The following is a 26,525-nucleotide window of genomic DNA, read 5'->3' as shown; positions in this document are numbered from 1 at the left end:
CTCGATCTGACCCACCCTGGTTCGTGAACTTCATGCTCACGTTGTGGATAAGTTCTTGGTTGTCTTCTCCTTTTTGGTGGGTCTGTGGCTGCTGTGCCGAACTGTTCTTGAACCGGTAGCTGTCGTTACCGGTTTCCAGAATATGGCAGTGATGCGTGATGCGGTCCAGCAGCGCCGTGGTCATCTTGGTATCTCCGAACACATTGGCCCACTCACTGAAGCTCAGGTTGGTGGTTATCACGACGCTCGTGCACTCGTACAGCTTGGGACAGCAGGTGGAACAGCAAAGCTCCTCCTCACGTACGGAACGGCAGGTAGCCTTCGTGATTGACGTGTTGCCCGCCGTATCGTGGGCTGGCGGGTAAGCAGTTCAATGCGCACGGACTTCGTGCTCGATGCACTGGAGCAAGCCCTTTACATCTGGCAGCCTGAGCGCGATGGAAGCTTGATTTGCCACAGTGACCGCGGGTCGCAATGCGCCAGCATTCGGTACTCTGAAAGACTGGCTGAAGCGAGCATAGAGACTTCCGTGTGCAGCAAGGGCGCCAGCTATGACAACGCCTTGGCCAAGACCATCAACGGTCTCTACAAGGCCGAGTTAATCCATCACCGCGCGCCATGGAAAACAAAGGAAGCCGTGGAGTTCGCCACGCTCGAATGGGGGTCATAGTTTAACCACCATCGCCTGCTCGAACCCATAGGGTACGTCCCACCGGCAGAAGCTGAGGCAAACCACTACCGGTAACTCGCCAGTCAGGCCACTGCGGAAGTGGGCTGACTTAAACCAAACAGCCTCCGAGAATCCCGGAACGATTCACCTCGAACTGCATTACTGGCGCTATTGCTTCTAGAGCACTCTCAAAGATGCCTTTGTCGTCCATTTTTTTGAATGTCCACGTTACGTGGACATAATTAATATGCGAACAACATAAGAATGCAACCATTTTCCAGCCGGGGTATTGAGTTGAAGCGGCAGAAATTGGTTCGTCTCCGGCCACAACGTACGACGCCAGCCAGCGCTGGCTAACTGGACGTAGCTCCATACTCCTCGATAAACTGAGCCAGCGCTTGGGCCGTTGGCTCTCCCCACAACTGTTTGGCGTACCAAGGCGCAAAAATGCCACGGACTGCAGCGCTATCAAGCCCCTTGTCCAGCTTTAACGTCTTGTTGGCGTTCTGTGACTTGAACGCCTCGAATAGAGCCTTGCGCTCGCTATCGTCAAGTTCTTTGTAGACCCCAAGGGCCTCAATAGCCCTGGCGGCAAGAAATCGCTCCATCACACTGCGACCGCTCGCCTTGCTAGACGAGGGGGCAGCCTTGGGTGATGCCAGTGCAGGTACAGGAGTCGGGTTACGCACCAAGTCCTGGAGCGTCCAGCGGAAGTAGCCTGCTGGGGTCTCCAGCGGGGTCATTCCCTTCGACTCTGCGCGTGCCTCCACCCGAGAAATGGCCGTGCGCAGGAGGTCGTCACTGTGTTGCGCGACCAAGTCGCTGGCGTCCGCTTGGCTGAAACCGAATTTCATCACCCTCGTCATGAGTTCCGTGTCGATGATGGGCGGCGCCGGGAATTCAAGCTGGGCTTGCTTCGTCTGCTCGACCTTGAACTGCAGCTTCTCGACGCGCCGGCCGTTCTTGTGCTCAATCAGTTCGATGTTGATGTCAGTGAGCGCGTTGATTTCAGCGATGGCGGGCCTCAGGGTGTCCCGCTTGAAGTACTTGTAGACGGGCGGTGTCGACTCAGATATAGGATTGCCTGTGATCACACCGTACCAGTGCTCATAAGTCTGGATGAAAGTCACCTTGGATGGATTAGTCGCGTAACGACGGCAGATTTCATACAAAGCAAGGGCAGACCCTGACTTGAGCGAGCTTTGGTACACGATCGAAAGCCGTGTGTAAGTGCTAGGCGCCATCACCTGCTCGTGCACCTCAGGAGGAAAAGCGAATCCAAACCACACCTGCCCTGCATGCTTGTTCAGCCCAGCGGGATTAACCAAGGTGACCGAAGAGACCAGTCGCTCACTCGTCCACTGTCGCTCGTTCTCCATGAGCAGCTTAATGTTCTGCATTTCCTCAAGCTGCTTCTTCAGGTACTGCACATCCTTGCTGTCGTAGGCCGCATCCCGGGCAAGGTCAGAAAGCGGAATCCAGAAGTACTTCTTGGCTGCAGCGGTGTTGATCGGTGCATTGAGCCCAGGAACCTTCATCTCCTGGGCGTGGTACATCATCACATTGAATACCTTACGAGAGAGCAGCGAGAGATTGCCTTCTACGACCCGCAATCCAATAGCCTCATTGGTCTTGCGAAACTCCCTCACATCGCTGGCGTCGATCGTGATGACCTCCCCAGGTTTCGCCTTGCTCTTCCTCGCCATCGGCATCGACCTTTCCTGACCGGTGCTTGGTGCGCGCTGCCATGCGACCGGATCTATCGGTGAAATTTTGGCGCGATTCTCTCACCTTTCGATGGAAGCGTCGAGGGTTCACCTTTGTATCGGTTTGTGGCCTCATCACCTTTTCGTAGGTGATGAGGCAAGCCTACGCTGGGCTGCAGACCGCTCATTCGGCCAACCCGATCATTAGGTGGAAGCTAGCTCGCCAAGAAAAAGTTCATGAGCTCTAGGCGAGTTCAAGGAGCTACCGTGTCGCCCACTCCCCGTAGAAGCTCACCTTTGCGCACTTTGCCCCTGAATCCACTCACTTATGGTCCCTGTTAATTCTCACCATAGATGTTGCCTGTCCCCGGGGGCACTCACCTCTCTCCCCGTATTGGCTCACCTTGGTCCCCGAATCCACTCACCTCACTAGGCGGAAAACCGCGTGGGGCTTAGGTTTTGCGATGTTTAAATTGTATTTAAGGTTTCCAAGGATGTTCAATACAAAGAATCCTCAATAGCGTGGATGCCTAACGAGTGAATTCCAATGCAAAACAGCCAGTTCACCAGAGTCCAGAAGGAATTCGACCATGCCCAATTGCCCATCAGTAGAGCATCACTCCCTTGCTCCCTGTAAAAGCTCACCAGACGAGGTCAAATCGAAAACGACTCCTGCCCCTCTCCCCAGCCACAATCAGAATCGCCTAGATTCATCAGGCCCCCCCGTAAAGGCTCACCTATACCCAATCTTTACAGGAAGCCGTGCGGGCTACGCATAGTGGAACCTCATCCGCGCTGGTCCCTGATGAGACTCACCTTTGTGTGCAAGATAGCTTTTAAATACTCTTCCCTGTGTGTGAGTGCACACATCCTAGATGCTGGAATCTCATTAGGGCGCCATTTCTAGTCCCTGTGGAGTCTCACCTTTGAGCCTTTACATGCCCTTTGGCTCGATGAAGTAGGCATCCATATGGCGCTTTTTGGGAGTTTCGGGGTGATGATCCGCCGAATGCAGACTGCAAACATTTCGCTCCGGTTTCAGGGCCTGGCTTTAGCCCCCGTAAAAGCTCACCTTATTACATATCGGGGTGTTCGAATGCTTCCCCCGGTCCTTCGCGCTGACGATTGCGACGGGTCCCTGAAAAGGCTCACCTTTTGAGGATTGGCAAGCGCAGGTCGCTCTGGCACTGCACTCCGGCGGTGGAGACGGATTGGTAGGCCGACTGCTGAAACAACGGTGGAGCGGCACTCCCCGTAAAGACTCACCTTAGAAAGAAGAAGGGACCGATACGGGCTATCAAAGGTCTCGGTTTAAGGCGGGAAGGACAGTCACCCCCTTTTCGCGTCCCTAGAGAGTCTCCAGTCCGTTCTATGGGCCCTTGGTCCTCTTCGGGAGCATTGTTCGCTCCCTGTAGAGGCTCACCTTTTGGCCGATATCTTGATCAGTCAAACAGACCGAAACGGCTTCTGAGTTCGGCAACGAGTGCTGCCCTCTCCTTTGGATCGGCAAGCACGACCTCAAGTGAGACCTTTCCTGAGTCCCATTCTTTGAGGAATCCGATCTGTTGGCCAGTGTGTTGGATCTTGTATTGGCGCGATGTTTCTTTAGGCTTGCGTTTATCGCCAGTATCGAGTTTTGCGCGTATGGCGCCGACCTCACGCGACGACAGATCTTCTTCGATGATGCGATTTACCAATGCAAGCACTTCTATCTCGCTCACCTTCTTGGCAGCAAGCGTGATCTCATAGCCAACGAATACGCCGAACTTCTCTGGCCGATCGCGCATTCGGTCGAGCACAGCAGTCGGAAGGCTCAGCAACGCAATGGTCTTGTTCACCGTCGAGAGCGACACTCCCAAGAGCTCAGCGATTTGCAACTCAGTTTGCACTAAGCCTTTATCAAGCAATTTTCTCCACGCGAATGCATTGTCTAAGGGACTTTGCGCGCTACGCTCCTCATTGAGCACCCAACTCACGCGATAGAGCTCGAGATCACCCTCGTGTGGGCGAATCACCAGGTCGATGCTGTGTTGACCAGCTGCAGCGAGCGCCTTCTTTCGATAGTGGCCATCGATCAGCAAGTAGTCACCTGGTATGGTCGGATGCGCGATCGCAGACGCTGGAACGAGTTGACCACGAGTTGCAATTGACGCCGCCAGCTCCTTGACGATGTCAGGGTCATAGATGTGACGGGCATTCAGTGGGTTTTCGTGCACTCTATCAAGAGGAGCTGCCACAATTCGCTGCTGCGCTGGACCAGTATTTTCAGCGCTGAAAGTCCGACCAGCCTGTGCCTCATCGAGGACGACTTGGGGGGGGGGCACACCTCCAAGGCCACCTGGACGCTCGGAAAGCACGGCATCTGCCGCTGCAAACCGCGCATTTACATCCCGCTTTTCAGCCGAAAGGGACGCTCGCATTGCAGCTTTGCGGTCGACTTTGGAAATCATCTTTTGTCCTTAATTTTTGCGCGAAGGAAGGTGCAAAAGGTGAAGCACTTCCTCTGCCATCAACTCCACCTCTTCCATTGCAACTGTGGCGCGTGGCACTTGATGAACGGTTGACCCCAGAATCTGGGCTTCTCTAAACGCCGCTCGCGAACCTAGGGACGTTTTTAGAAGAGGAAATTCTTTATCTTCCTCCAATAATTCAATTAGCTCTTTGGCTAGTGAAGTCGAGCGCTGGACCATGTTAGCAACGACTCGTGCGACGAGCTCTTCGTTGTTGGCCTGTGCTGCCCCCGCCAATTTTTTGGCAGACTCCGCCGCCCAGATATCCGCCGGACTCGGGACCAGCGGTATGAGAGCCAAGTCAGAGATCAACATGGCCGACGTGGGGGCTGCAGAATTCATTGCCGGTGGGCAATCTACAAAGATCACATCAAATTTATCTATGTGATTTTTTACTTCTCTGTGCATCTTTCCTTCCATAGGAGCAAGACTAATCACAGAAGCTGGAAATGGCCGCTCTTCGGGGGCGGCACTTGCCCAGCGGCTTGCAGTCCCCTGCGGGTCCATATCTACGACAAGTGATGAATATCCGCGAAGCCCGAATGATCCAGCGAGGCTCATCGCAATGGTTGTTTTTCCACACCCGCCCTTTTGGTTAAACACGGTGACCACTTTTGCTGTCATTGCCTGCTCCTGATAGGTTGGCAGACTTTCAGCGCTGAAAGTCTTGCCGGATTCTCCGCGAAGGGGATTGTATCAAACTCAGATGAAATTCAATAACAAATTAATGAAAATGTTGTTTATTTTTATCGCACATGCGTTTTTGCAAAACGACTTCTGTGTTGCTTTAATCGTTGCTATGGCTTGACTTTCAGCGCTGAAAGTTGAGTCAGGGGTGGTTGTTGATCGGCCTTTTGGTGTTGTGTTGCCTGGTGCGCGCTATGTTTGGGCGGCGATGTTTTGGTGCGATTGGTTGCGGGGCTTTTGGTGCTGAGGGTTGAAGGTTGGACCCCGTGGGGGAGTGCGTGATCGGTGGGGTGTCGCGGCTTTGTTGGTGCGTAAAATTTATTGTTCATGCATTGTATTTTTGTAAAATTTCTAATTTGTGTTTTTTATTGAGTGCGGGTGCGAGGGTGAACTTTCAGCGCTGAAAGTTCTGGGCGGTGTGGTTATGCGGCTATGTTCAATGCAGAGCTGGCTTTTTTGAAATGTTGTTTGGATAACGTCGAAATTGAGAGCTTGCGGTGGCTCAAGGGAAGAGCATCATTGGGGCAAAGCCCCGGCGCTCGAGACATCCACGATCGTCTGTAACTCAGGTCATCATGTGCATTGAACTGACCGAGGAACCAGATTGCATCGACCCAAGGAGGGTACGAGCACGCTTAGTGATGCGTTGGGCCCCGACCCCGTGGGGCTCGAAGTAACCAACGCTATTGACCCATCAGGGGAAGGCGGCTTCTTGGGGGCTGACCATGGTGGGCGAGCTTCAGCAGATTGTGGAGCGCAGCGGACGCGGCGACTCTATTCAGGCGGTCCTCACGAAGATGCTTTCCCCGTCCAGCGTGCCAGTCTTCTCTATGTCCGCCCCCTTGGCAATTTCTCACGTTTGAGAACGCCATTGAGCACCCAATAGATCCAGCCTCAATGGATTAACTGAAATCGTATGACTGACAAGTCAGGAGAGGTCATGTTGACGACGCGGAAACTATGGGCTTGGACAAAAGGGCTCCAGGCCTGGTGGAGCGGCGCTCTTGCTGGTAAAGAATGTGCTTACGCCCGCTGATTAAGATGACCTTCATGCGCTGCTCAAGGTGGCACATGGCATACCTGATCCAGAGAAACAGGAGCCCTTGCCTCTTGCCGAAGGCCGGATACCGGTACCGATCCAGGCTGAGATCGGGATCCAGTTGCTCGTCATCAAGAATTTGCGCAACGTCAACGCTGAAAACCAGCAGTTGGAAGTTGGAGCCAAGGGCTTGACGACCGTCTATGGCGGCAATGGAAGCGGAAAGTCTGGGGGCTAACGGGTTCTAAAGCGTGCTTGCAGGGCTCGCGACCAGTCAACCAGTCAGAGCTATTTCTCCCTAACGCCAATGTGGCTATGGCCCAATTTGGTTACGCTCAGGAAACCTTCACCGTATGCGTGAATGGCCAGATTGATGAATTTGTATGGAGCAAGGTAGTGTGTCCCCCAAGGACCTGTCGGCCCTGTCGATATGCGACACTCGGTGCGCGCGTGCCTTCCTGGGCAGCGAGGACGACTGCGCCTACGTGCCGTATGAGCTCAATGTGCTGGATGGCCTGGGCGAGCTGCAACAGGATCTAAAGCTACGCCTTGAAGCCGAGCAGCGTGAACATGCTGTAGATCTCCAATTGTTCGCTCACCTCAAGGAAGAGACGGCAGTCGGGAGGTTGATAGCTACTTTCTCATCGAAAACTGATCCTGGAGCGGTGGAAGGCCAGTTCTTGGCATCAGTCGCGCCAACTACTCCAAGTATCCGCACATGAGCCCCCAACTTGCCCCTTCACCGTCATGTTGGCTGTGCCGCGCTGGATGAAGGCATCGAACCCATTGGAGCTGGGGTAAAGCCATGAAGACCGACAGTGACTTCGTCGTGCCCGGTGGGCAGGTTCAAACCTCCGCCCCCGAGGTCATGGGGCGCATCGAGCGCCGATGGGAAGGCTTGCGCGAACGCGTGGAGGCCAAGCTGCAGACGCTCAAAGGTGTGGATCGCAGGCAGGAATCCCGGCTCCTCGACCAAGCTGCCAAGGCCGGCACTGTGGCCAAGCGGGTGACATGGCTGCGCAAGGCGGCTGATAGCGTCACGGGCAGTGCTGCGCCGTTGGCCGCATGCCGCAAGGGTTGCTCACATTGCTGCCATATCGCCGTGATGATCTCCAGAGCCGAGGCACTGGTCATCGCCAAGGAAACCGGTGCGCCGATGAACCCGTTGGCAGGGAAGTACACGATGGCCAACGTGGATGAGGACAGCGAGAGCTACAAGGCGGCGACGCAGGAAGCGTTTGGCAAGCCCTGTACCTTCCTGAAGGATGATGTCTGTGGTATCTACTCAAGCCGCCCCCTTCAATGCAGGCTTCTCCTGAACATGGATGAGGACGCATTGCTGTGCCAGCTCGTGGAGGGCAGCACCATCAATGTCCCTTACCTGAACACCCAGGAACACCACGTCGATTCGGTTGTCATCCTTGGGGCTCACCAGGATTACGACGACATCAGAAACTGGTTCCCGATGACTGAGCAACAGTGAGCAGGGAGTCGTTAAGAGTTACCTACGAGCGGGACAAGAACCGTACCTGGATCTAGGAAGAGCGCCTTACTCGTCATTCGATAAATGTGACGCGCGAGATCAAAGATGTCCCCAGTCTTTCACGCTGTCTCCTCGATTCGACGGTGCACAGCATTGTGGGGCGTTCGAGAATGACAGGCTACCAGCTCCCGCAGAGGTGGCATCCGGGATGCTTGCCGTTAGCCCTATCCTAGAAATTCGCAACGCTCGCTTCGAAGACTAGCTTCAACGATGTATTGAAGGTCAGAATCGAATGGTGTGCTTAGTTTTAAGCCTCAAACCCACTGGTGATGGTCAAAAACGAATAGATCGTTGCGTTTGACTACTTCCAGAGTCCATAATGGCTTAAGCCTAAGCGATCATTGAGATTCAGGAGCGTGTACATGCAGATACAGGTAACGTCAGTTGAGAGCGTCGGTGTGGCCATCCGCGCTATGCGCAAGGTCAACAGTATTCGTCAGGAGGATGTGCCTGGGGTAAGCCATGTGTTCCTGCGCGACCTGGAGAAGGGCAAGGACACCATTCAGTTCGGGCGCGTGCTCAAGGTGCTCGATGAGCTTGGTATCCGGGTGCTGTTGGAGGTGCCAGATTCGCAGGCATCCGCTGTGAAGCGGGCCTTTGAGCACTTTTTACCCAAATCAAACATGGTTCTCCTTTCCAGCACCGAGAACAAAATGATCATCAAAAAGGTGCGTGAATGACCACCCGCACGCTCCAAGTCCTCATCAACGGAGCACTGGTGGGCACGCTGCGCGATGCCGACAACATCTGGGCGTTCCAGTATGCCGGCACCTGGTTGGCAAGCCCCGGCGCATTCCCTCTGGCCCCGTCTCTTCCGCTATCCACCGACTGGCAGGTGGACGGCTCATCGTCGCGGCCCGTGCAATGGTTTTTTGACAACCTGCTGCCCGAGGAGCTGATGCGCCAGGTGCTGGCGAAAGAGGTGAACGTGGAATCCGCGGATGCCTTCGGCATGCTGGAGCGCATGGGCATGGAGTCGGCTGGGGCCCTGGTGCTGCAGGCTGAGGGCGCACCGCAGCCTGAAAAAGGCATGCAGCCGCTCACTTGGGAAGACCTGTCTCAACGCATCCGCAACCTGCCGAGGGCGTCTCTGAACAAGGATGCCCCCAAGCGCATGTCGCTGGCCGGGGCTCAGCACAAGATGGTGGTTCTCTTTGATCCGAAGAGCCAGGAATTGAGCGAGCCCCTGAAAGGCACGCCATCCACCCACATCCTCAAGCCGAATTCGACGGCCGAGGGCTATCCGCACTCAGTGATCAACGAAACGTTCACCATGCTGCTGGCTGCTCGGTTGGGGCTCACCGTGCCCAGTGTCTGGCACTTGTACCTCCCGGAGCCAGTGTTCATCATCGAGCGTTTCGACCGAACGCCTGGGCATATCGAACCCGACCGCGTGCATGCGCTCGACGGCATCCAGCTGCTCAATGAGCCTGCATTCAACAAGTACACGAGCGCCACCCTCCCCAAGCTCAAAGAACTCATCGACCAGTGTCGCAACAAAGTGGTGGCGCGCCTGGAGGTGTTCCGCTGGATCATCTTCAACACGATGGTGGGCAACTCGGACTCGCACCTGAAGAACATCTCGTTTTTGGTGGATCAGGAGGGTAAGCGAGTGGCCCCCTTCTACGACCTCCTGTGCACGGCGGTCTATCACACGCGGGTCTATAGCGACGGCGATGCCGTCTGGCCCAACGAAAAGCTGGCCACTCCCGTTGCAGGAGCGACCTTCTTTGCTGAAGTGACTTTCGAAAAGCTCCTTGAAACCGGCATGGAGCTGGGGCTCAACAAGGTCACTGCCGCGCGCGAGATCGGCAAGATCGTGAGCAAGCTGGATAAGGCCGCAGAAGACATCGCCGACAAGCTGGAAGCCACTATGCGCGACGCCACAGGGCCAAACGGCACGCCCACCCGCGAAACTGTCGGCGCACAAAGCCATCTCCTGCGCTCCATCCGCATGATTGTGATTGCGGACATGCTCAGACGCGTCCGCTTGCCAGTCCCGGCTGCTAAGGCCCCCCAAGCCTAGCGACAAGTGAGCCCAGCAGAGGAAGCCCGTGAATGGGTTGAATGCCGAATTGGACGCTATCCAAATGCTGAATTGGGCGGGTTCAGTTCCTTCATCGAAATTGACAAAGCAACTGCCGTACTGCTTTGAATTGGCTATTGAATTGCAATAAGAGTCATCAAGCAGCCCAGAGGCCCACAGAACGGGGCGCCAGCAACGACTGACGCATCGAAGGATACCCATGTAGAGGACGATTGGGTGAGCGTGGCGCCCCCACCAAATGAAATCTGCTGGACTCGACCAGGTTCTCAGCGCTCTGCGGGCCGGGGGCTCCCTGGCCGAACTGCCATCCAGCTTCTACAGCGGCGGTTACAGCTACGCCCCTGTGCTCACGACCAAGCGCGGCGCGCAGTACCGCGTGAGCACGCAGGTGATGCGGGGTGTCCCTGGCACCCCTATGCCTGATTGCGCGCACCCCTGAAACAAACCCTCACGTACCGCCAGCCGACCGCACCCGTTTCGGAGAATCCATGTCCCTGACCTTCGCCCACGTCCTTTCGGATTGGCGACGTTCTCGTGATGCCATGAAAAGCGGGAACTACGGGCAGAGATGCATCTGGCCATCCCTATTACCGTTGCGCTGCTGGACGGCCATTTGTGGTACCTCTGTGTCGGGCCCACAGCCGCAGGTGCCCGTTACGCGCATGGCCCCAAGTCCGAAGGCTGTGGAGGACTTCGAGGCCATCTTTGTGAGGCCCCACATGGATAAGGGCAGGGCAAGGGCGATCTTCGCTGGGAACCCAGATCGCCATGGTTGAGGGCTCAGTGCGGTGCCCGCAGCCGCTTTTGGGCATTCGGGACGATGGTGTGGTGGATAAGCTTGCCAAGGGTCCTCTTGCTCGGGCCGGAAGGTCATGTGGCTGGTCCAGCGCCTTGTGGCTGCAGTCGAGTTACCAGACGCGCCCCAGCCGCCTGAGGGCCATGTGCGTTGGTATGTCATGACAAAAGGTTGATTGAGCAGGAGCCTTTGTCGTCGCATTAGCTATGTGGTCGCGCCTTTTCATGTGGCTAGAAATATGGACATTGATAGGTCGTTTGTATAAAATTCTAGCCAAATGAAACCCGATCCTTCTGATTCTCTCGTCCTTCACCGGCAGTTGCTATTGCAGCTGGGTGATCGCCTGCGCCGACTGCGCAAGGCGCGAAAGCTCACCACGGTCGAGATGGCTGAACGCGCTGGCATTTCCCGCATGACACTCGCTTCGGTGGAAGCTGGCGATCCAGGCCCATCCATGGGCACCTATCTGCGGGTGATGGGTGTTCTAGGCGTGGCCGCTGACTTGGCATTTTTGGCGGGAGATATGGTTTATCCAGCGCAGCCTGGTACGGCGGCGGCCCGGTCACACCGACCAGCGCCTCAGGTTCAAATCATGGTCAGCGCGGACAACAAGCGGCATCAGGCGCAGGATCTGTTGAGCCTGGTTCTTCACGAAAAGGCGGTGGAGCGGGTGCGGGCCAATCCCGAGCTGATTGAGGAAGCCAAGGAGACTGTTAATCGCTGGATGAAAAGTGGCAATACGCATTCGCACACCCTTTACGCAGAGTGGCTCAAGATCCTCATGGCGAAGAAGTGGAGCAAGGTTTTGGGCCGTTCGAGACATGCGCAGGAGCTACGCCAGGCGTCTCCTTTGCCCACGTTGCTCTCGAAAGAGGATCGCGAAAGCATCTTGAGTCATGTTTCAACTCTCAAGAAGGGGATTGTTCTCGGTGCGGAAGGGCCCCTTCCATGAATCGCCACGAACTGGAGCATCTGATCCGGGCGAGCGGTGCGATCACCGAAGAGTACGAATTCGTTGTGATCGGGAGCCAGTCCATTCTGGGCAAGATTCCCTACCCAGACCCCGAGTTCAAGATGTCTGCAGAGGCTGACATTTATCCCAGGTACGCGCCTGAGCTTGCGGAGAAGATCGAAGGGGTGCTGGGCGAGGGTTCCGAGTTTCACCTTGCGAACGGGTTTTATGCCCAAGGCGTGGGCCCAGAGACTGCAGTCCTGCCCCAGGGGTGGGAGTAACGGCTATGGAAGGTGCAGAGCGGGAATACCGACAGCTTCATTGTCTGGTGCTTGGACGTTGAAGACCTTTTCATGTCGAAGGCGGCTGCAGCCAGGCCGAAGGATCAGGAGTTTTGCACGGGGCTCTTGCGTCGAGGGTATGTGACCCTTGAAAGGTGTCTCGAACTTGCTCCCTCAATGCCACTGGAGCCTCCAGAAATCGCGCGACTGGTAGCCCGCATCAAGCGCTGGGCGAAGTAGGTCTCCCCAAGCCCTTGATTCGCCCTGCGGCAACCTCGCGGCTGAAGTCGCTGGCGTTGTACTCCCTAGATGCCGGGTTGATGAAGAACACCCTGGAGTCGCCGCCATAACCCGATGGATTGCGCGTTATGAACGTGGCGTAGAAGACCCCGAAAAGCACAACGTGGCTCAGCAAACAGTCGTGTGTTGCGAGACAAGCCAGCGTATGACCACCGGGATATGGGTTTTGGAAGGTCAGGGGATGCCGTGAAGGCTCAGCCTGGATTGCACCAATGAAGTTGTCTGCCAGCGTGTCGCGGTTCATGCCCTTTGTGTTGATTGCGCGTAGATACTGCTCCCCGCTGTCGGAGATGATGGCCACATCCCCGAGAGTTGCCACTGTCATCTGTTCAACGGGCTCACTTTCCTCCGGCCTCTGGTTTGCGTTTATGCACTCGTTCCAGCAACCGGAAAGTGAGACTGCGGGCCATGGGCTCGTGTGTTATTCGGGGGAGCGCCAGGGCATGCCCGTGTGTGACTTCCTTCAGGGCCATCAAGTAGCATGGGCGATATGGCCAACAAGACTGGCAAGACCTTGATGGTCTGACAGCGCCCCAACATGCCGACTCCCCGCATCGACCTGACTGTCGTCAACGATTCCAGCGATGACCTGGTAGTACCGCGTAGCGCGCTGGTGCAGGTGGACCTGATCGCCACGGTGGTCGATGTGGCAAGCGCCAATTACGCGGCGGGTGTGAAGACGAAGTTGACGCTCAATGAAACCTGCTCTGGTCACGGAGTGCATCAAGGGGCCCGCACGCTTCTGGTGATGGAGAGCTACAAGGCGGTTTGCATGCTCATCAGGCACGCGGCAGACAGCTAACTGAAGCTGGACCCTTGGAGCTGAGGAGGGGGCTCGGGCATATGCCGGACCCCCAGAATGCTTATCCTGACTTACGGCGCAGCGTGTGCGTTGTCATGTCGTCCAAGCAAACCACGGGGCTACACCCCAGTTCAGACGGGCGGTTTTGGCTGGGTCGCCCATGTACGCATGCCAAGCGTTGTCAAGAGCCTTCTGTACGGCATCTAGAGACCCGAAGGCGATCACCGTTGGACTGCTGCGCACCAGTGCCCGAGCCGGAGAATTGCTTTCCATGACCTCAATCTCATCCATCGGGAAGCCGAGTTCAGGGACACGAAAGACTCCTGAGGCCTTGGCCTCGGTGCGCTGGTCCATACCGGTTGCCTGCCACTCGCGGGCAGCAACGAAACGCGCGTTGGTGCCGGTCGTTGTGGGCGTTTTCGCTGGGCGGTCCAGATAGTTTGCCGGCGCAACGTTACGCGGAGGTGAGAGTTTTGCCCACCACGCGTACAGGTCCGCGTCGATGAAGTAGCCACCTGTCTTGAGGCTGTGGGCTTTGGCGAGGATCGTCTTGCCAGATCCAGGACTACCCATAAGAGCCACGAAATCCAGTTCGTCTGGCTTGCAGTTGGCCAGCGCCACATCCAGAAGCTGCAGGGCTTGATCCTTCCAGGGACGATTGAACTGGCGGGGCAGATCGCGAGGGAACGGTTCGCCCTTGGTCACGGACTTCTTGTGCAACAGGTCGTAGATAGCAAATTCGTCGAGGTGCGCAATGTTGCGGCTGGCTGCGCCCTTCTTGGCGAGATGTCGCACCTCGAAAAAGTCGCGGTGTCCGAGCAGCTGGGCGATCAGATTCTCGCCCTCCTCAACGGTTTCGACGTACTTCAGGGATTTTGCCTTCTTGGCAGCTTGGCTAAGGTTGACATTGGCGGCAAAAACGGCGCCATCGTTGACATACAACTTCATTCGAACTCCTTCATTCACGATGGAGCTGCCTTGGCGCTTTCGGGCCAAAGCTTGGGAGGGCGCATTCGCAAAGCTCCACCGGTCCAGAAAGAGGATCGAGGGTTTGTAAATGGTGATCAGGCCATGGTCTCAATAGACCCCCAACGCCGCAAGCGGCGCGCGCCCAGGGGTGGCCTTGCAAGTATATCGCGCAGGACCGAGGGCAAAAAGTGTGATTTGTTTGGATTACATGCCCCGCCCGAAAGCGGGGTCAGGCTGCGTGCGCTCTGCGCCCTACAACCGACTGTTGAGTTCAACCGCTTTTCTCACTCGTGAGTGCTTCGCACTTGAGCAAAAAGGCGCTTTTGTCACCCCGAGGGGGAGGAGGGCGCTCAGAAGAGCCCGCTGGCCTTGGCGGGGGCGGGCCGACGCTGAATGGAGAGGCTGCGGGATGGCTGCGTGCTGACCATGCCGCTGCTGAAGTTTGACGGGCACGACTGGCAAAGCACCAGGTTCAGATCTGTGGTGGTCGAGGTTTCGTCATCCTTCCAGCACACTGACATCACGCCCGACTTCAGGGTGAAGCTGTTGCCGTTCCGGTAGATGCACTGTTCGTCCTTGCGTCCATCATCGAGTGTCGGCGAGCCGTACTTGGCTTCCAGCTCCTGCCGGATCTTGGTCTCCATCACCTCGTCGGGGCGCTGCACGTTGATTACGGAGAGCGAATCCCCCTTGAAGCCCAGGCTGAGTTTCACGGGGTCGGGTGAAAAGGGCAGTAATCGTGCATGGCGCTGGAAGATGTGTCCACCGATAAAAAGCAAATCGCGGTAACGCGGTCCTTCGGCCGTCCGGTGGCAACGCTGGAGCCATTACTGGAGGCCGTGAGTGAGTTTGCGTCACGCGCGGCAGAAAAAATCAGGAAGCAGAGGAGTTTCGCGGGCCAGCTTTATGTCTTTGCCCACAGCTCGCCTTTTCGGCCACCTCCCCAGTTTTCGCGCGGAGTAGTCGTGCCATTGCGCAGGCCAACTGCAGACACATCCATTCTGGTCCAAGCAGCTCGCGTGGGAGTGCGCCGGTTTTATGAAGACGGATACCAGCTGCAAAAAGCGGGCGTCATATTGCTGGATCTCGCGAGTTCCACGCTCCACCAAGGCGAACTTGATTTGGAAGATCTAGAGCCGGGGGGAGAATTAATTTGGGGCTCTGAGGGCGTTTTGGGAGCTAGGAGGCCCATCGGAGAATCTTGGGGTTCTATTACGGGAGACGGAAAACCCACAGCTCGCAGAGATACCGGTGAGCAAATCCCGCTTTATATGGTCGCGCCTTGGGGGGCTGCGCCACTGAGACCGGCAAAAGGCGGCTTGTCGGTGAAAAGGTCACAAGAGCGATTTCTGCACCGCCGCGCGTCACCGGGCCCAGAGAGCGGAATTCTCCTTGGGATACCACTGAATCAAAACCCGACGCGGACCACCGCCAGAACCGCCAAAGGCCAAATGGCTTCCGCGTAGCTCGTCGTATCCAACGCCCGCCATCGCCATCCTACTGTTGTCGTAAGTCGGCCTGCGAATTCATATGCCAATTCCAGCCGTGAAACAGGGTGCTGAAAGGCGAAGCCCGGAAACAGGACAAATACCGAGCACCAAATGATGAAGATACCGGTTCCGGGGGGAAATTAAGGCTACGGAAGTGCGGGGCGAACACTAAACGCTGTCGGTCTGATTGGGCGACGCGGGTCGTCATCAAAATCGATGCGCAACTACATAGAAATGCATCTACATAGGGCCTCAACTATCGCCGCGATTGAGGCGTTTCCGCGAGGGGCGATTCGTCCCCTCAATAAAAGCCTCGAAAGCCCGCAATGGGTATAGAGGAAGAGCCAGTGTGAGCGCCTAACCCGAGATCCATGGAATCAAACTACGGATTGCCTATTTCTTCGGGGGAAAGAAGACAGGGGACAAAGCACGGGTCCTGAAGAGTAAAAAAGCCGCGAGGGAAATACCCGGCGAGCACATCCATCCCCGTCTGAAATGTCAAAGGCCCCATGTGCATCTACATAGGGCCCAGGTTTAAGTGCAAGTGAAAAAGACGATTGTGGGTCAAGCTGCGGGTTCTATTGCTTTTACATAGGCCCTAGCCGACCGCCTCTTCCTCGGACTCAACCTCATCCCCCTTCTGCGCTTTCAACACGCGGATGGCATTACGAGTATTGATGATGGCCTTGACAATGTGTTTTGACTTTCGTCTGATGGATTGAAGCTTTTTTTTCTGTCTTCATCACTTCATCAATTTCCCATTCTTTGGCAAAGGTATTCAATCGGTCCTTTGCATAGGTCATTGATTCTTCATTGATCGCAATCCTCACTCGAATGGATTGTCGGTTGTTCTTTTGACCAAACCAACGGATTCCCGTCCATTTGAGATCCAAGTGGTTGCCCTTTCTGGTACATGAGAGTTGCAGTGTTGACCTGGACTCCCAGCCTGTCGCCTTCGCCTCAACCCGATCCACAAAGCTCATGTACTCGTCTGCCGCGACCATGGCTTGGCCATAGAGCACCTCGATGCATCGCTCAAGGCCTTGGATTGCATCTTCACAGAGGGCTAGTTCGTCTTTGTTCATTTCGGGGGGTAGATCCATCTCTTTACCGTGTATGGAGATACCCGGTACATCCATCCACGGGGCCGTACTGCTCAAAACACACTTTTTCCGGGATGGAGATGCCGGTCTGGTCCATCCTAGTTGGATGAATCCACCCATCCTATAGCATCCTCAGGTGTAGGCTTGAAAAAGTGTCAATCCTAATAGGATGGATTCAGGGTGCCAATCCATCCTATTAGGATGCACAGCTTTTTGGACTTTTCATGTCGCAGGGAGCGGAGGGGGTTGGGTCTCTTTATGATCCATTATTTGCCGTTCCATCCTAATAGGATGAATCCACTAGGTCAAAGAGCCGCTGGAACAGCTGATCTTGCAGTCCGCATAAAGAGGGGTGTGAATTCATCCTATTAGGATCAAGAGGCGTAAAATGATGAAAACGTCGTTTTGTCCGAGCAATTCGTTGAAGTGAGTCATTAGTCACTCTGTACTGCTACGAGACCGTCCGACGCCAGGCGTATTTGCTGCGACTACGCTGCGGTTGACCTGCGACAAGAATTGCACGTAATTGCATTAAGTGTCTAATGGAGTGCGATTAATTGTGAAGTTTATGTAATGAAGGTGGGAGCGCAAGCGGGAACTTTTATTTCCGAAGAGCACGGAGCAAAAGTGAGTGTCGAAACGCTCGGAAATGCAATTCACTCCGGCAAGGAAAGCATCTTGCTCATGGGTGAGCGTGTCGAACTTGCTCCTTTCCTCAAGAAGGCAAGTGAAACTCTTTCCTCTGTCGCAGCCACTTCGATTCAAAAGGCTCTCCGCGTGGAAACTATGTCTCCTGACGTTATTGTTCTGGTCGGCGGTGGATCTTCCTTCTTCCAGCAGGCAATTCAGGAGGCATTCCCGCGCCTGAAAGTGGTATCGCCTAAAAATCCTGTGCTTTCGAATGCGCGTGGATTTTGGCTGCTCGGCGGTGCTTCTGTATGAGCGGCAAAAGCCTGAAAGTCGTTGTCGAAATTAACGAGGCATACCCGCTTTTGCATAGTGCTTTTGCGCGGATTCCGGCTAATGTCAGATCAGAACGGCTTAGGGCTTTGGCAATGATCGGTATGTACCTTGAAAGCGGATCAGAAACTTTCAGGGGCATTCCGGTAAACATGGGGGTTGTTGACGGGCAGCTAGAACCGATCCAGTTCGCAGTGTTTATTGGCGAAACACAACCAAAGTTGCTAGATCAGTTGAGCAGTATTTCTAAGCGCGCTAGAGCCGAACGTTTGAGGATATTGGCACTTCTGGCGCTCTATTCAGAGACGGGGAAACTCGTAGTAGACGGGAGTAAGCCAGCAATACAAGCATCTATGGCGGCGGAGCCTAGATCTCAGATTTCGTCGGACAGCCCACGCTCAAGACAACCTGCGCTAACGACGAATGCAACTGACGTGGAGTCTCTTCCGAAGCCTGTTGATCCGGTAAAGGAGATTGCAGGTAGTCCAAGCAGTACCGAGTTATCGTCCACGACCGACGCTAGTAACAGGGTTGGCAAAGGCGTTCGAAGCTTTGCACGTTCTTTGGGTTAATTGAATGAATGAAGATCTGAAAAACACTCAGTCCGCAAGTCTTGGCTCCTGGACTGTGGGCATTCCCCCAGAGGGAGTTCGAGTCGCCATGGCTTGCCGTAAGTGGTGCGGTATTCACAATGAGCGGTATGTGGAGGTGATTGCCCACGACCCTTCGATGTACCTTGAGTCCCTCGGCCTGGAAATGATGATGAAGCCATCGGTTACCGTCATTTATGGCAGTGTTTTCACTCAGGGGAATACCACCTGCATCCTCAATGAACACGGAATGCCAGTAGGCGCATATCCCAATTCCATTTTGGCCTGGACCAGAGTGCCTGAGGATTTATTGCAGAACCTGCAAGCTGCGGTCTTGACAGACCTGGCCGTGGGACTCGCCAGCAAGCGCGCCAAGTCGTCGTAGGCAGGCCTGTTTCTGCGGAGCGCGTATGCGTCAAGAGTTTGTTCGTGGAAAACGCCGGTACATCCTGAGCCTGGATGTTGATCTGTTCGATGCCTGTGTAATCAACCGCCATTGGTACGGCGAGACAAATCGCCGTCATGGGCGCAGACAGGAACTATTCACGGACCTGGATCTGGCCAAGGTCAGATTCACCGCAGTACAGGCATACCTTTTGAAAAGGGGCTACGAGTATCCACCGACATTTGTTTTGAGTGAAGTGCGCGGGTAGAATGAGCGTTCTGATCCTTTGATCGGGTTTTGCGAAGAACAGCGCTCTCACATTACGCTCGATTCTTTGCTAAAGGGCTGACCGGTGGTCAGCCCTTTGTTTTTGGACGGGCAATGTGAACGACTTCACCGAACTGGACGCCAGCGGTGGCCAGTTGAGCACGCTCCGGGCTAAGCTCGCCACTTCCCCTTACCGTCCATCCCAATGAAGCTTCTTGTCCTCTTGCCTTTGGTGTCGGCCGCAACTTTGGCGCTGACCGGTTGCGGTGAAACGACCGTCGAAGACGTGCGCAAAGCCTACGGCGCCATGAGCGATGAAAAGCTGCAGGCCGAGGCCCTGCACCAGCGGGTAGAGTGCCGCGCGGCGACACGGGATTCGGACAAGCCAGGATCTCCGTGCAGCCGCGCGAACCTTGCGGAGGAGATGGCTGAATCCCGTGGGTGGTGCTGGGGGCCCTATGCCGCCGCCAACTCGGACAAGTCTTGGCTGCGCTGCGCCGATGACGTGACGAAATCGGCGCAGGCCAAGGCAACCTGGTTCGCCGCGACCCAAAGCGGCTCCTGCCGTGAGTCCAGCCTGATCGAGGCCATCAGCAAGGTGCTGGAACACGAGGGTCCGTGGAACGTGAAGACCTCGTTTTCGAAGGAGGGCTTCTTCGACGTGTCCAGCCAGCTCAAGGACGGTACCAGCTACAAGGTGCGGCTGTACCCCAGCTGCGGTTCGGCTCAGATGGTCTACATCGCCAAGCCTGGTGATGAGGGTGGCGTGTCGGTTGCCGCGCCCCTGGGGATGTCGCCCAGAGATGCTGGTGATCTCTATGGCTTCGATGTCCGCAACTGCAGTGCCTATTCGTTTGGAGGCGGTATCGGGTGTGGCATGGGCTACCAGGCCGGCATGCCGCCGCCCATCCGCTTGAGCGACGGCTTCATTCCCTGCTCGGTGGATCGGCCCGTGCAATTCGACTTCCAGCCGCGCCGGGGCATGGTGGGTGTCACCTGCAGCGTCACGGCCGAGGACATGTCTGCGTTCGAGCAGCGGATGGCAGGTGCCTTTGGGGAGCAGCAGCGTGCGTCAGATGGTAGCCGCCGCTGGCAGCTCGGTGGCTACTCAGTCGGCAGTGTGGAAGTGGTCGTTTTGGGGAAAACGCTGCGGCGTGTGTCCGTCTACCAGGACTGACATTTTCGCTCGGGTGATCCTGTCGTGGGTTCGGGCGACAGGAATCTCCTTTCCGCCCAGATTTCCCATCCGTTAGGTGTTTCTTGTCGTGGCCCATGCACCCTGAGGGGGTGATCCAGCATCCCATCGGCTCGTCCACGGCCCCGGATGACGGTGGCTATGGAACCAGCTCAGCGCACGCGCTCTCGCATGAAGCTTCGGCCTCGCTTTCGCTGATTCCGAACGCCTCGAACATGGCGTTGCCGCGCTGGAACAGGTCAGCCATCTGGGCAGCAAGCTCATGGCGGTCAAGAAACTCGGTCCCTGTACTGCTCCCCCGGCGATGGATCTTGACCTTGCACAGCAGTGCCAACAGCAAATGGATCGCCCCTACATGCCTGTGCAGGAACCACATCCAGTGGGGCCACTCTTGGGCGAGTCGGGCAAAGAAGGCGCGCACCTCGGGGATTTCCGCCAGTTCACGGTGGTCAGAGTCGTAACCCAGCACCTGAATCACCAGGCACTCTTGGTAGCGAAGGGCCGTCTCTCAGGACTCGGCGATTGCGTGCAGGCGCTCCAGCGCGCTCGCGATGTTTCCGGTTTCAATCTCGCGCTTGGAGATCTCCAGCACCAGCAGCGCGTCACCCTGGAAGGCGGCAAGGCCATCGGCATCGGTTCGCACTACTGATGGACGCGGGGTCATGAGCATGGGTTGCACTCCTGATTCACGAGACGATGGCTACTTGAGAGCCCAGAGCTGCGCGCAGAACACTGAGGTGGAGGCGATCACTGCCGGGTTGCACGAGCGGTGTGCTTGATACCTTGGTCATGCTGGCCACGCCGCGTTCGAACAGGCAGATGCAGGAATGGTAGGGGTGCTGCGCGGATGCGTACATGACCCCATGGGCACCGGCCTTCCGGGCGTCGGCGGCAAAGGCTTGTGTGGCCTCGTAACGCAGGGATTGCAGCACAGGGTAGTTCTCCTCCAGCCCGCGCAGATCGGCAAGGCGCATGCCTGCAGCCGTGCGAAAGGCGACCAGTGAGCGTTTTCGGAGTTGATCCAGGGTGTAGCTGCGCGTGTCCCGCCGAAAAAGCGCCTCGTAACATGAGGTCTGCTCGCTATCGGCGAGGTAAGCGGTGGGCTCGTCGGACAGATCGAAACGGCCAGTGGGAATGCCGAAGGGCGGGAGGATGAACCCGCGCGTTCGCACGCTGTCTTTGCGCCAGCTGGTGCGCTGGATGCGGTGCCAGATTTGGCGGTCAGGAAGTTCAATGAATGGCGGATTGAGGTCTGTCAGGTTCATGGGGCGAGGTCATTCAGTGAGCCTCAGCCGTTGCCAATGCCAGGATGTGTTTCGCTGGGACGCCCTGCTCAAGTGCGGCGCGAGGTGTCTGGCCGTCGAGGGCCGATGCCGGCGTCTCCAGGAAGGCGAGCACCTGCCAGCCATCCGAAGCGCCGAGGGCCGTAGCCAAGGGCTGCAGGATGGGCCACAAGTTGGGTTCGAACTGCCAGCGCGGCAACTTGAACCCCCGGCGCAGGTGGGAAACCCCGATGCAGCGGCGCGACTTGATCCAGGCGTTGATGGTCACCCGGCTGGCGCCCGCCAGCAGTGCAGCGTCGTCGGTCGTGATCATGTCGTCGGCTTCCATGCGCTCGCGGCGGTACTGCGCCCCCGAGCGCAAGACAGCGGCAGACTGGGCCGCTGTCGCGTAGGGATCAGGAGACGCCTGCGAGAGGTCTGGGGCATTGCGGTGGGCAAACGGTGAGGAAATGGACAGGGTGTTCATGGGGATTTCAAACCGTGGTGCGCTTATGGCGCGTTGCGCAGGTTGGGCTTTGCCGCCGAGAAGAAGCCAGAAGTAGATCCGTCGCGAAGGTCGGTGTTGTTGCGGCGCCGTGCGCTCAGGCGCGCACCACCGCCCATCTTCGGGAAGCGGACTTCCAGGCGTTCGTGGCTGTACCACTGCGAGACGCGACTCGACAGAGTGCTCATCGGGTAGGAAAAGGGGTGCCATGTGCATGACCTCCGCATCGTCTGATGCACGGCCAGGAACGCTTTTATCATGGCTACCGCAATCCTCTGCGGTTCGAACGGAACCACGCAGCCGTTGCGGCGAATGATCGCGTAGTGATCTAGCGCTGAAGGCGCTCTGGGCAGACTCGGGCCGTCTATACAAACAAGCATTTCGATCTCCTGTGGTCACGCGGCCGACATCCATCGGCCAGGCCGTGCTTCCATGGGGAAATGTACATCGCTCCTGAAAACTTCGCAAGATTAGATAGCTACGTTGAATTGAGTACGTCTGATCAATCCGTTAACTTCGTTAAGTTTTTAGCGCTTCGGAATCGTTTTACATTTAATGTGTACTGTCCCATAATATCCATTATGGAGCATTAAACGAGACTCAAAAAAAGAGGAGGGGACATCCCGCTCCTTTTTCGCTTAGTTGTTCCGGCTGGGCTGGCGCTGCGGCCAGTTGGCCAAGCCGCCAGTGCACGAGGACAATTCGTCTTTCAAGGTCATGACCCACTCTACGCCCGAAATTCCTGAAACGCAACCGCCCGCCGAATCCGGCGCCCTCGCCGAGCCCGGAAAACTGGCGGTGGTGGATCTGGACGGTGGCCAGCCGCTGGAGCCCGCGCAGCGCGTCAAACCGGCTCGCCGACGCGGACGCCCACCAGGTTCGCAGACCCGGATCGCCCACAACAATGCGACGGCCGACGAGTTCGCGATGCTGCGCGCCATCGCCCAAGGTGTGGATCTCACTGTAGCAGCTCGCCAGTACATGCTGTGGCCGGGTCGTGCGCCCGAGCGTCCAGCGCTCGTCAAGAAGTACCAGGAACTTTTGGACCGGATCGAGGCTGCAGCCAACGGCATCGAGCAGTCCCAAGAGGCCCGCGCTATGGTGAGGGTCCTCAGGGACCACCAGGCCATAGTGAGCGCAGTGCCGGTTGGGTCACCCGGTAGCAACACCGAGCCTCCAGCGCCCACCAGTGGACAAGTGGACATCGCCGTGCAGGCCCAACCCGTGACGGTGCAGGCACCCAAGGTGCTCAGCTTGGAAGAGTTCGCGGCCCAGTTCGACCCGGACATGTTCTCGGAGGCTGAGCTGATCGAGCGGTACGAGGAGGCCCTGGCAGAAGCAAGGGCCGAACCTGCTCCTGACCTGGCACCCTCCCCGAGTCAGGTAGAGATCCCCCTCGCGCCCGAGACCAAGCCCTCATTGCAGACCGGGGCGGTGCAGCTGCTTCAGGCAGGCCGCAGTGCGGCCGAGCGGATGGCGGATGTCTTGCATGCGATCAACTGGCTGGATGAACACCTGGGCACCAAGCCCGAGCGCGCTCACCGCGTCGAACAGTGGGTCGTAATGTCCGGTAGTCAGAAGGAGGCCCTTGGCAAGGCGGGCGTGATCACGCTGGGGAACCTGGTGGACTGGATCTCGTTGAAGGGCGACCGCTGGTACGACGAACTGCCTGGCTACGGCGTCAGGCGGGCAGAAAACCTGCTGGCCTGGCTGCATCGCTGGACGCTGACGCCGGCACCAGGACTTTCGCGACTCCCCGCGCTGGCCAACAGCCGTGAACTGCAGATCTCTTCGCCCTACGAGATGCAGCCGTTGACATCGATGCTGTGGCCAGAAGAATTGGACGGGAGCGACGGAGTGTTCCGGGCACTCGCGGCCAATACGATGGAAGCGTCGAATGATGTTGAAGCGGTACAGGCGTGGTTCAGAAAGATCCAGCAAAAGTCACCCCACACCCAAGAAGCCTATCAACGGGCCATAGAACGCTTGATCCTCTGGGCCATTCATGAACGCAAGCGGGCGCTGTCGTCCCTCACGGAAGACGATTTCTTTGCGTTCAAGAAATTCCTCATCAACCCGCCAGAGCATTGGGTGCAAGTGGCCAAAGGCACAAAGCAGAAGTACACCGATGGATGGAGACCTCTGCGTGGCCCCCTCAACGCCCAGAGTCTGAACGTGACTTTTTCCGCCGTGCGGGCCATGTACACGCACTGGAAGAAATCAGGGTACATCAGTGCCAACGCAGCCCTGGCGGTGGACGGGCAAAAGCGCGATGAGGTGACGATGGACGTGTTCCGGTCCTTCACGGAGGCCGACCTGCAGGTGGTGGGTGACACGTTCGCAGATCTGCCGGATGGACCCGCCAAGCGCAGGCTGCGCGCCCTGTTTCGGCTGATTGAGAACGCTGGGCTGCGACGGGCGGAAGTGGCGCAAGCGCGGTGGGCCCATGTGCAAACCGACCGAGCCCTGGAACGTGGTGTGGAGTCCCGCGTGTTGGAAGTCTTGGGCAAAGGCATGCGCAAACGCACGGTCCCCCTGAATGCGGCCACGATGCAAGCGCTGCGTGAGCACCGCAAGGACCGCGAAGAGCTGATGGCTCAGGGCAAGCTCGCGCTGTTCACCCAGGTCAAACCTGAAGACCAGCCGCTGATCGGCGTGCTGGATGATCGATGGATCTCCACCAGAGACAAGGGATTGGCTATCGAACGCGCGCAGAAGGCTTTGCGCTCCAACAAGGCGCTGCCCACCATCGAGATCGAACGCGAGGCCGAGGTGGGCAAGATCAAGTACACGGTCAATGAGCATGGGGCCTTGTCCAGTCACATGCTGTACACCATCCTCAAGAGCTTCTTCAAAATCTGCTCCGACAATGCCCACGAGATGGCGGGTGAAGGGAAGGCGCCCTTCATGCGGGCTTCGACCCACTGGCTGCGCCACACCTACGCGCACAAAGCGCTGGAGGCGGCTGGTGGAAACCTCAGTGTGGTGCAGGAGTTGCTCGGGCACAAGAACATCAACACCACCGCCATCTATGTGAAGGCCGGCATGGGAGAGCGCATCAGGGCGGTGGACAAGATGAAGACCAGTATCTGAGCCCCAGCGGGTGGCTCAGGCCAACCGCTGGAGAACGGGGCGCAGCGGTTCGTCGTCTTTTCGGCTGGACGCGCGTGCGAGTTCCAGGCGGGGACCGTCAGGCAGATGCAGGCGAAGATGCAGGAGCCCCCGGACGTTTTTGAGACCGGCGCGAAGTGCCACTTCCGGCTGGGGCATGCCAGACAGCATCCATTGCACCAGCCTGGTGTTCCTGACGATCTGCGGCCCAGCGCGAACCGGGTCATCTTGGCCAGCAGATCGACTGGCAGCAAGCAGGTGCGCGCGCACGAGCACCAGCAGGTTTTCGTCGGTCATCGGCTTGCCCGTCTGCGAGCTGAAAAGTGCCGGTGCCAAAGCGTGCTTGCCCGCTGTCGCCTTCACCTGCAGCCAGGATTTGATGGCCGAGCGCACTTCGTCGGACACGACCATCGTGCGCAGTTGGTTGACGCCCCCCGAGGTGATGCGGATCGAGGCGCCCTTCCCTGCCCCGCCGTCTACGAAGGACTCGACTGTGAGCGCGCGGATTTCAGCCGAGGTGAGCCCCAACTCAAAGAGCACCAGCAAAAGCGCTCGGTTGCGGATGTCGATGGCCTTCAGGCCCGCAGCATCTTCGGAGCCATCTCGAAGGATCTTGAAGCACTGCTCCCAGACAACGGGCGACAAGATGGCCCCCTTGGGATCTTCAGAAGGAGGCTTTTCCTTGTCGGCAATGCCAGCAGCAGGATTTTCTGCAACCAACCCGCGCTCCACAGCGTAGTCATACACCCGCTCCAGCAGGCGCCAGTACCGACGCTCGGTGATCACGCTGATTTTGGTGTCGCCGTTGGCGCGAGACTCGATACCGGAAGCGAGATAACCCTTGACCAGTACGGGGTCTGCATCAGTCCAGTGAACCCACCTGGGGTTTTCCTTGTCCCCACCGGTTGTCAAAAACTTGGTCCACGATATCCAAAAGTACCTGTAGAAAACAAAGTCGTTGATGGCCCGCTGGTCATCATTCGAGCAATGCTCTAGCCATTGCTCGAAAAACTCATCTGCGCTCAATTCGACTTTGGAATTCATGATCAACTGAATTGTCGTGACTTATTGTGCTAGGAGCAATTGCGAGAACACGACAGAGGGCCCACCCGCTACTGAGGAGGCGCTTTGGGTAAGAGCCTCAATTGACCTGTAAGATTGCACGCAATTGCGGGTGTTGTGCAATGCCCCTATTGCGATCAATGCTTTGATTTAGTTGTAAGTCCCTACAACTGAGGACCTATCTAACGCCGGGAATGGCCGGTGCATGTAATCCAAATTTCTTATTACTTGTACAGACGAAAAAAAACCGGCGCCCACGTAAGTGGTGCGCCGGTTTTATATTGGTAGTAAAA

Annotated in this window: 27 protein-coding genes and 2 pseudogenes; 15 read left to right on the top strand and 14 right to left on the bottom strand. The window is 56.9% G+C overall.

Annotated elements, in window-relative coordinates:
• Nucleotides 1-36: 36 nt before the first annotated feature.
• A pseudogene (locus N4G42_RS17465) lies at nucleotides 37-320 on the bottom strand (ATP-binding protein); the annotation flags it as partial.
• Between N4G42_RS17465 and N4G42_RS17460 the strand changes: the two are divergent.
• Nucleotides 315-745: pseudogene (locus N4G42_RS17460) on the top strand (DDE-type integrase/transposase/recombinase); the annotation flags it as partial. The pseudogenes N4G42_RS17465 and N4G42_RS17460 overlap by 6 nt on opposite strands.
• Nucleotides 746-1,023: 278 nt before the next feature.
• Here N4G42_RS17460 and N4G42_RS17455 read toward each other — a convergent pair.
• From N4G42_RS17455 to parA, 3 genes are all read right to left on the bottom strand, one after another.
• Entirely contained in the window at nucleotides 1,024-2,376 is a 1,353-nt protein-coding gene (locus tag N4G42_RS17455) for a replication initiation protein (protein WP_260668065.1), read from the bottom strand.
• 1,442 nt (nucleotides 2,377-3,818) lie between these two features.
• Nucleotides 3,819-4,826 (bottom strand): ParB/RepB/Spo0J family partition protein, encoded by a 1,008-nt coding sequence (locus tag N4G42_RS17450; RefSeq protein WP_108497336.1) that lies wholly within the window; start codon nucleotides 4,824-4,826, stop codon nucleotides 3,819-3,821.
• Nucleotides 4,827-4,835: 9 nt separating this feature from the next.
• The gene (gene parA, locus N4G42_RS17445) at nucleotides 4,836-5,510 is read right to left on the bottom strand and encodes a ParA family partition ATPase (protein ID WP_260668064.1); all 675 of its coding nucleotides are present in this window, start codon (nucleotides 5,508-5,510) and stop codon (nucleotides 4,836-4,838) included.
• A gap of 1,166 nt (nucleotides 5,511-6,676) precedes the next feature.
• Between parA and N4G42_RS17440 the strand changes: the two genes are divergently transcribed.
• The 8 genes from N4G42_RS17440 (at nucleotide 6,677) to N4G42_RS17405 (ending at nucleotide 12,231) form a co-directional block, all read left to right on the top strand.
• Nucleotides 6,677-6,850, top strand: a complete 174-nt coding sequence (locus N4G42_RS17440; RefSeq protein ID WP_158276469.1) for a hypothetical protein — start codon at nucleotides 6,677-6,679, stop codon at nucleotides 6,848-6,850.
• A 160-nt stretch (nucleotides 6,851-7,010) separates the two neighbouring features.
• Nucleotides 7,011-7,334 (top strand): hypothetical protein, encoded by a 324-nt coding sequence (locus N4G42_RS17435; RefSeq protein ID WP_133246261.1) that lies wholly within the window; start codon nucleotides 7,011-7,013, stop codon nucleotides 7,332-7,334.
• An 83-nt stretch (nucleotides 7,335-7,417) separates the two neighbouring features.
• Nucleotides 7,418-8,095: a YkgJ family cysteine cluster protein gene (locus N4G42_RS17430; protein WP_108627292.1), complete on the top strand. Its 678-nt coding sequence runs from the start codon at nucleotides 7,418-7,420 to the stop codon at nucleotides 8,093-8,095.
• A 422-nt stretch (nucleotides 8,096-8,517) separates the two neighbouring features.
• Nucleotides 8,518-8,835: a hypothetical protein gene (locus N4G42_RS17425; protein ID WP_199226546.1), complete on the top strand. Its 318-nt coding sequence runs from the start codon at nucleotides 8,518-8,520 to the stop codon at nucleotides 8,833-8,835.
• Nucleotides 8,832-10,181: a HipA domain-containing protein gene (locus tag N4G42_RS17420; RefSeq protein WP_260668063.1), complete on the top strand. Its 1,350-nt coding sequence runs from the start codon at nucleotides 8,832-8,834 to the stop codon at nucleotides 10,179-10,181. Before N4G42_RS17425 ends, N4G42_RS17420 begins: the two co-directional genes overlap by 4 nt.
• A gap of 259 nt (nucleotides 10,182-10,440) precedes the next feature.
• Nucleotides 10,441-10,641, top strand: coding sequence for a hypothetical protein (locus N4G42_RS17415; protein WP_108499163.1), 201 nt, complete (start codon nucleotides 10,441-10,443; stop codon nucleotides 10,639-10,641).
• A 634-nt stretch (nucleotides 10,642-11,275) separates the two neighbouring features.
• Complete coding sequence (locus N4G42_RS17410; protein ID WP_060986104.1) at nucleotides 11,276-11,950, top strand: helix-turn-helix domain-containing protein; 675 nt, start codon at nucleotides 11,276-11,278, stop codon at nucleotides 11,948-11,950.
• Nucleotides 11,947-12,231 carry a hypothetical protein gene (locus tag N4G42_RS17405; protein WP_260668062.1) on the top strand — a complete coding sequence of 95 codons (285 nt, stop codon included), beginning with the start codon at nucleotides 11,947-11,949 and terminating at the stop codon, nucleotides 12,229-12,231. The genes N4G42_RS17410 and N4G42_RS17405 overlap by 4 nt, the downstream gene beginning before the upstream one ends.
• A gap of 220 nt (nucleotides 12,232-12,451) precedes the next feature.
• On the opposite strand, the gene N4G42_RS17400 is transcribed toward N4G42_RS17405, so the two are convergent.
• Entirely contained in the window at nucleotides 12,452-12,832 is a 381-nt protein-coding gene (locus N4G42_RS17400; protein ID WP_260668061.1) for a hypothetical protein, read from the bottom strand.
• Nucleotides 12,833-13,069: 237 nt separating this feature from the next.
• On the opposite strand from N4G42_RS17400, the gene N4G42_RS17395 reads away from it, so the two are divergent.
• On the top strand, nucleotides 13,070-13,333 hold the full coding sequence (locus tag N4G42_RS17395; RefSeq protein ID WP_060986107.1) for a hypothetical protein: 264 nt from the start codon (nucleotides 13,070-13,072) through the stop codon (nucleotides 13,331-13,333).
• 93 nt (nucleotides 13,334-13,426) lie between these two features.
• On the opposite strand, the gene N4G42_RS17390 is transcribed toward N4G42_RS17395, so the two are convergent.
• Together N4G42_RS17390 and N4G42_RS17385 are read right to left on the bottom strand one after the other, a co-directional pair.
• Complete coding sequence (locus N4G42_RS17390) at nucleotides 13,427-14,281, bottom strand: hypothetical protein (protein WP_260668059.1); 855 nt, start codon at nucleotides 14,279-14,281, stop codon at nucleotides 13,427-13,429.
• Nucleotides 14,282-14,652: 371 nt separating this feature from the next.
• Nucleotides 14,653-15,015: a hypothetical protein gene (locus tag N4G42_RS17385; RefSeq protein WP_260668058.1), complete on the bottom strand. Its 363-nt coding sequence runs from the start codon at nucleotides 15,013-15,015 to the stop codon at nucleotides 14,653-14,655.
• Nucleotides 15,016-15,045: 30 nt separating this feature from the next.
• On the opposite strand from N4G42_RS17385, the gene N4G42_RS17380 reads away from it, so the two are divergent.
• The gene (locus N4G42_RS17380) at nucleotides 15,046-15,768 is read left to right on the top strand and encodes a hypothetical protein (protein WP_260668057.1); all 723 of its coding nucleotides are present in this window, start codon (nucleotides 15,046-15,048) and stop codon (nucleotides 15,766-15,768) included.
• Between the two features lie 689 nt (nucleotides 15,769-16,457).
• Here the strand turns inward: N4G42_RS17380 and mobI are convergent.
• Nucleotides 16,458-16,877, bottom strand: a complete 420-nt coding sequence (gene mobI / locus N4G42_RS17375; protein WP_260668056.1) for a conjugative transfer protein MobI(A/C) — start codon at nucleotides 16,875-16,877, stop codon at nucleotides 16,458-16,460.
• 591 nt (nucleotides 16,878-17,468) lie between these two features.
• Between mobI and N4G42_RS17370 the strand changes: the two genes are divergently transcribed.
• The 3 genes from N4G42_RS17370 to N4G42_RS17360 all read left to right on the top strand — a co-directional run bounded on the left by N4G42_RS17370 (nucleotide 17,469) and on the right by N4G42_RS17360 (nucleotide 20,274).
• Entirely contained in the window at nucleotides 17,469-17,837 is a 369-nt protein-coding gene (locus N4G42_RS17370) for a hypothetical protein (RefSeq protein WP_260668055.1), read from the top strand.
• A gap of 594 nt (nucleotides 17,838-18,431) precedes the next feature.
• The gene (locus N4G42_RS17365) at nucleotides 18,432-18,830 is read left to right on the top strand and encodes a hypothetical protein (protein ID WP_069105830.1); all 399 of its coding nucleotides are present in this window, start codon (nucleotides 18,432-18,434) and stop codon (nucleotides 18,828-18,830) included.
• 472 nt (nucleotides 18,831-19,302) lie between these two features.
• Complete coding sequence (locus N4G42_RS17360; RefSeq protein WP_260668054.1) at nucleotides 19,303-20,274, top strand: MFS transporter; 972 nt, start codon at nucleotides 19,303-19,305, stop codon at nucleotides 20,272-20,274.
• Nucleotides 20,275-20,431: 157 nt separating this feature from the next.
• Here N4G42_RS17360 and N4G42_RS17355 read toward each other — a convergent pair whose 3' ends face one another.
• Genes N4G42_RS17355 through N4G42_RS17335 form a run of 5 tightly spaced genes read right to left on the bottom strand, consistent with a single transcriptional unit; the run spans nucleotide 20,432 to nucleotide 22,247 of the window.
• Nucleotides 20,432-20,770, bottom strand: coding sequence for a chlororespiratory reduction 6 domain-containing protein (locus N4G42_RS17355; protein WP_260668053.1), 339 nt, complete (start codon nucleotides 20,768-20,770; stop codon nucleotides 20,432-20,434).
• Between the two features lie 30 nt (nucleotides 20,771-20,800).
• Nucleotides 20,801-20,962, bottom strand: a complete 162-nt coding sequence (locus N4G42_RS17350) for a hypothetical protein (RefSeq protein WP_260668052.1) — start codon at nucleotides 20,960-20,962, stop codon at nucleotides 20,801-20,803.
• A gap of 16 nt (nucleotides 20,963-20,978) precedes the next feature.
• Complete coding sequence (locus tag N4G42_RS17345) at nucleotides 20,979-21,557, bottom strand: RES family NAD+ phosphorylase (RefSeq protein ID WP_260668050.1); 579 nt, start codon at nucleotides 21,555-21,557, stop codon at nucleotides 20,979-20,981.
• Between the two features lie 13 nt (nucleotides 21,558-21,570).
• Nucleotides 21,571-22,041 (bottom strand): hypothetical protein, encoded by a 471-nt coding sequence (locus tag N4G42_RS17340; protein WP_260668048.1) that lies wholly within the window; start codon nucleotides 22,039-22,041, stop codon nucleotides 21,571-21,573.
• A gap of 23 nt (nucleotides 22,042-22,064) precedes the next feature.
• Nucleotides 22,065-22,247, bottom strand: coding sequence for a hypothetical protein (locus N4G42_RS17335; protein WP_069105820.1), 183 nt, complete (start codon nucleotides 22,245-22,247; stop codon nucleotides 22,065-22,067).
• A 529-nt stretch (nucleotides 22,248-22,776) separates the two neighbouring features.
• On the opposite strand from N4G42_RS17335, the gene N4G42_RS17330 reads away from it, so the two are divergent.
• Nucleotides 22,777-25,152, top strand: coding sequence for a site-specific integrase (locus N4G42_RS17330; protein ID WP_260668046.1), 2,376 nt, complete (start codon nucleotides 22,777-22,779; stop codon nucleotides 25,150-25,152).
• A gap of 15 nt (nucleotides 25,153-25,167) precedes the next feature.
• Here N4G42_RS17330 and N4G42_RS17325 read toward each other — a convergent pair whose 3' ends face one another.
• Entirely contained in the window at nucleotides 25,168-26,214 is a 1,047-nt protein-coding gene (locus tag N4G42_RS17325; RefSeq protein ID WP_260668044.1) for a tyrosine-type recombinase/integrase, read from the bottom strand.
• Between the last annotated feature and the right edge of the window lie 311 nt (nucleotides 26,215-26,525).

It is taken from the genome of Acidovorax sp. K2F, assembly GCF_025246485.1.
In the GTDB taxonomy this organism is placed as follows: Bacteria; Pseudomonadota; Gammaproteobacteria; order Burkholderiales; family Burkholderiaceae_C; genus Acidovorax; species Acidovorax delafieldii.
The sequence above is the reverse complement of the archived record's forward strand: the minus strand, read 5'-3'. Positions and strand labels throughout refer to the sequence as shown.

Coding starts and splice junctions, on each gene's coding strand:
- parA (WP_260668064.1), bottom strand. CDS start 5,510: ATGACAGCAAAAGTGGTCACCGTGTTTAACCAAAAGGGCGGGTGTGGA.
- N4G42_RS17405 (WP_260668062.1), top strand. CDS start 11,947: ATGAATCGCCACGAACTGGAGCATCTGATCCGGGCGAGCGGTGCGATC.
- N4G42_RS17380 (WP_260668057.1), top strand. CDS start 15,046: ATGGCGCTGGAAGATGTGTCCACCGATAAAAAGCAAATCGCGGTAACG.
- N4G42_RS17410 (WP_060986104.1), top strand. CDS start 11,276: ATGAAACCCGATCCTTCTGATTCTCTCGTCCTTCACCGGCAGTTGCTA.
- N4G42_RS17425 (WP_199226546.1), top strand. CDS start 8,518: ATGCAGATACAGGTAACGTCAGTTGAGAGCGTCGGTGTGGCCATCCGC.
- N4G42_RS17365 (WP_069105830.1), top strand. CDS start 18,432: ATGAATGAAGATCTGAAAAACACTCAGTCCGCAAGTCTTGGCTCCTGG.
- N4G42_RS17395 (WP_060986107.1), top strand. CDS start 13,070: ATGCCGACTCCCCGCATCGACCTGACTGTCGTCAACGATTCCAGCGAT.
- N4G42_RS17345 (WP_260668050.1), bottom strand. CDS start 21,557: ATGAACCTGACAGACCTCAATCCGCCATTCATTGAACTTCCTGACCGC.
- N4G42_RS17450 (WP_108497336.1), bottom strand. CDS start 4,826: ATGATTTCCAAAGTCGACCGCAAAGCTGCAATGCGAGCGTCCCTTTCG.
- N4G42_RS17335 (WP_069105820.1), bottom strand. CDS start 22,247: ATGAGCACTCTGTCGAGTCGCGTCTCGCAGTGGTACAGCCACGAACGC.
- N4G42_RS17360 (WP_260668054.1), top strand. CDS start 19,303: ATGAAGCTTCTTGTCCTCTTGCCTTTGGTGTCGGCCGCAACTTTGGCG.
- N4G42_RS17325 (WP_260668044.1), bottom strand. CDS start 26,214: ATGAATTCCAAAGTCGAATTGAGCGCAGATGAGTTTTTCGAGCAATGG.
- N4G42_RS17455 (WP_260668065.1), bottom strand. CDS start 2,376: ATGGCGAGGAAGAGCAAGGCGAAACCTGGGGAGGTCATCACGATCGAC.
- N4G42_RS17420 (WP_260668063.1), top strand. CDS start 8,832: ATGACCACCCGCACGCTCCAAGTCCTCATCAACGGAGCACTGGTGGGC.
- N4G42_RS17340 (WP_260668048.1), bottom strand. CDS start 22,041: ATGAACACCCTGTCCATTTCCTCACCGTTTGCCCACCGCAATGCCCCA.
- N4G42_RS17370 (WP_260668055.1), top strand. CDS start 17,469: ATGAAGGTGGGAGCGCAAGCGGGAACTTTTATTTCCGAAGAGCACGGA.
- N4G42_RS17330 (WP_260668046.1), top strand. CDS start 22,777: ATGACCCACTCTACGCCCGAAATTCCTGAAACGCAACCGCCCGCCGAA.
- N4G42_RS17415 (WP_108499163.1), top strand. CDS start 10,441: ATGAAATCTGCTGGACTCGACCAGGTTCTCAGCGCTCTGCGGGCCGGG.
- N4G42_RS17430 (WP_108627292.1), top strand. CDS start 7,418: ATGAAGACCGACAGTGACTTCGTCGTGCCCGGTGGGCAGGTTCAAACC.
- mobI (WP_260668056.1), bottom strand. CDS start 16,877: ATGAACAAAGACGAACTAGCCCTCTGTGAAGATGCAATCCAAGGCCTT.
- N4G42_RS17350 (WP_260668052.1), bottom strand. CDS start 20,962: ATGCTCATGACCCCGCGTCCATCAGTAGTGCGAACCGATGCCGATGGC.
- N4G42_RS17390 (WP_260668059.1), bottom strand. CDS start 14,281: ATGAAGTTGTATGTCAACGATGGCGCCGTTTTTGCCGCCAATGTCAAC.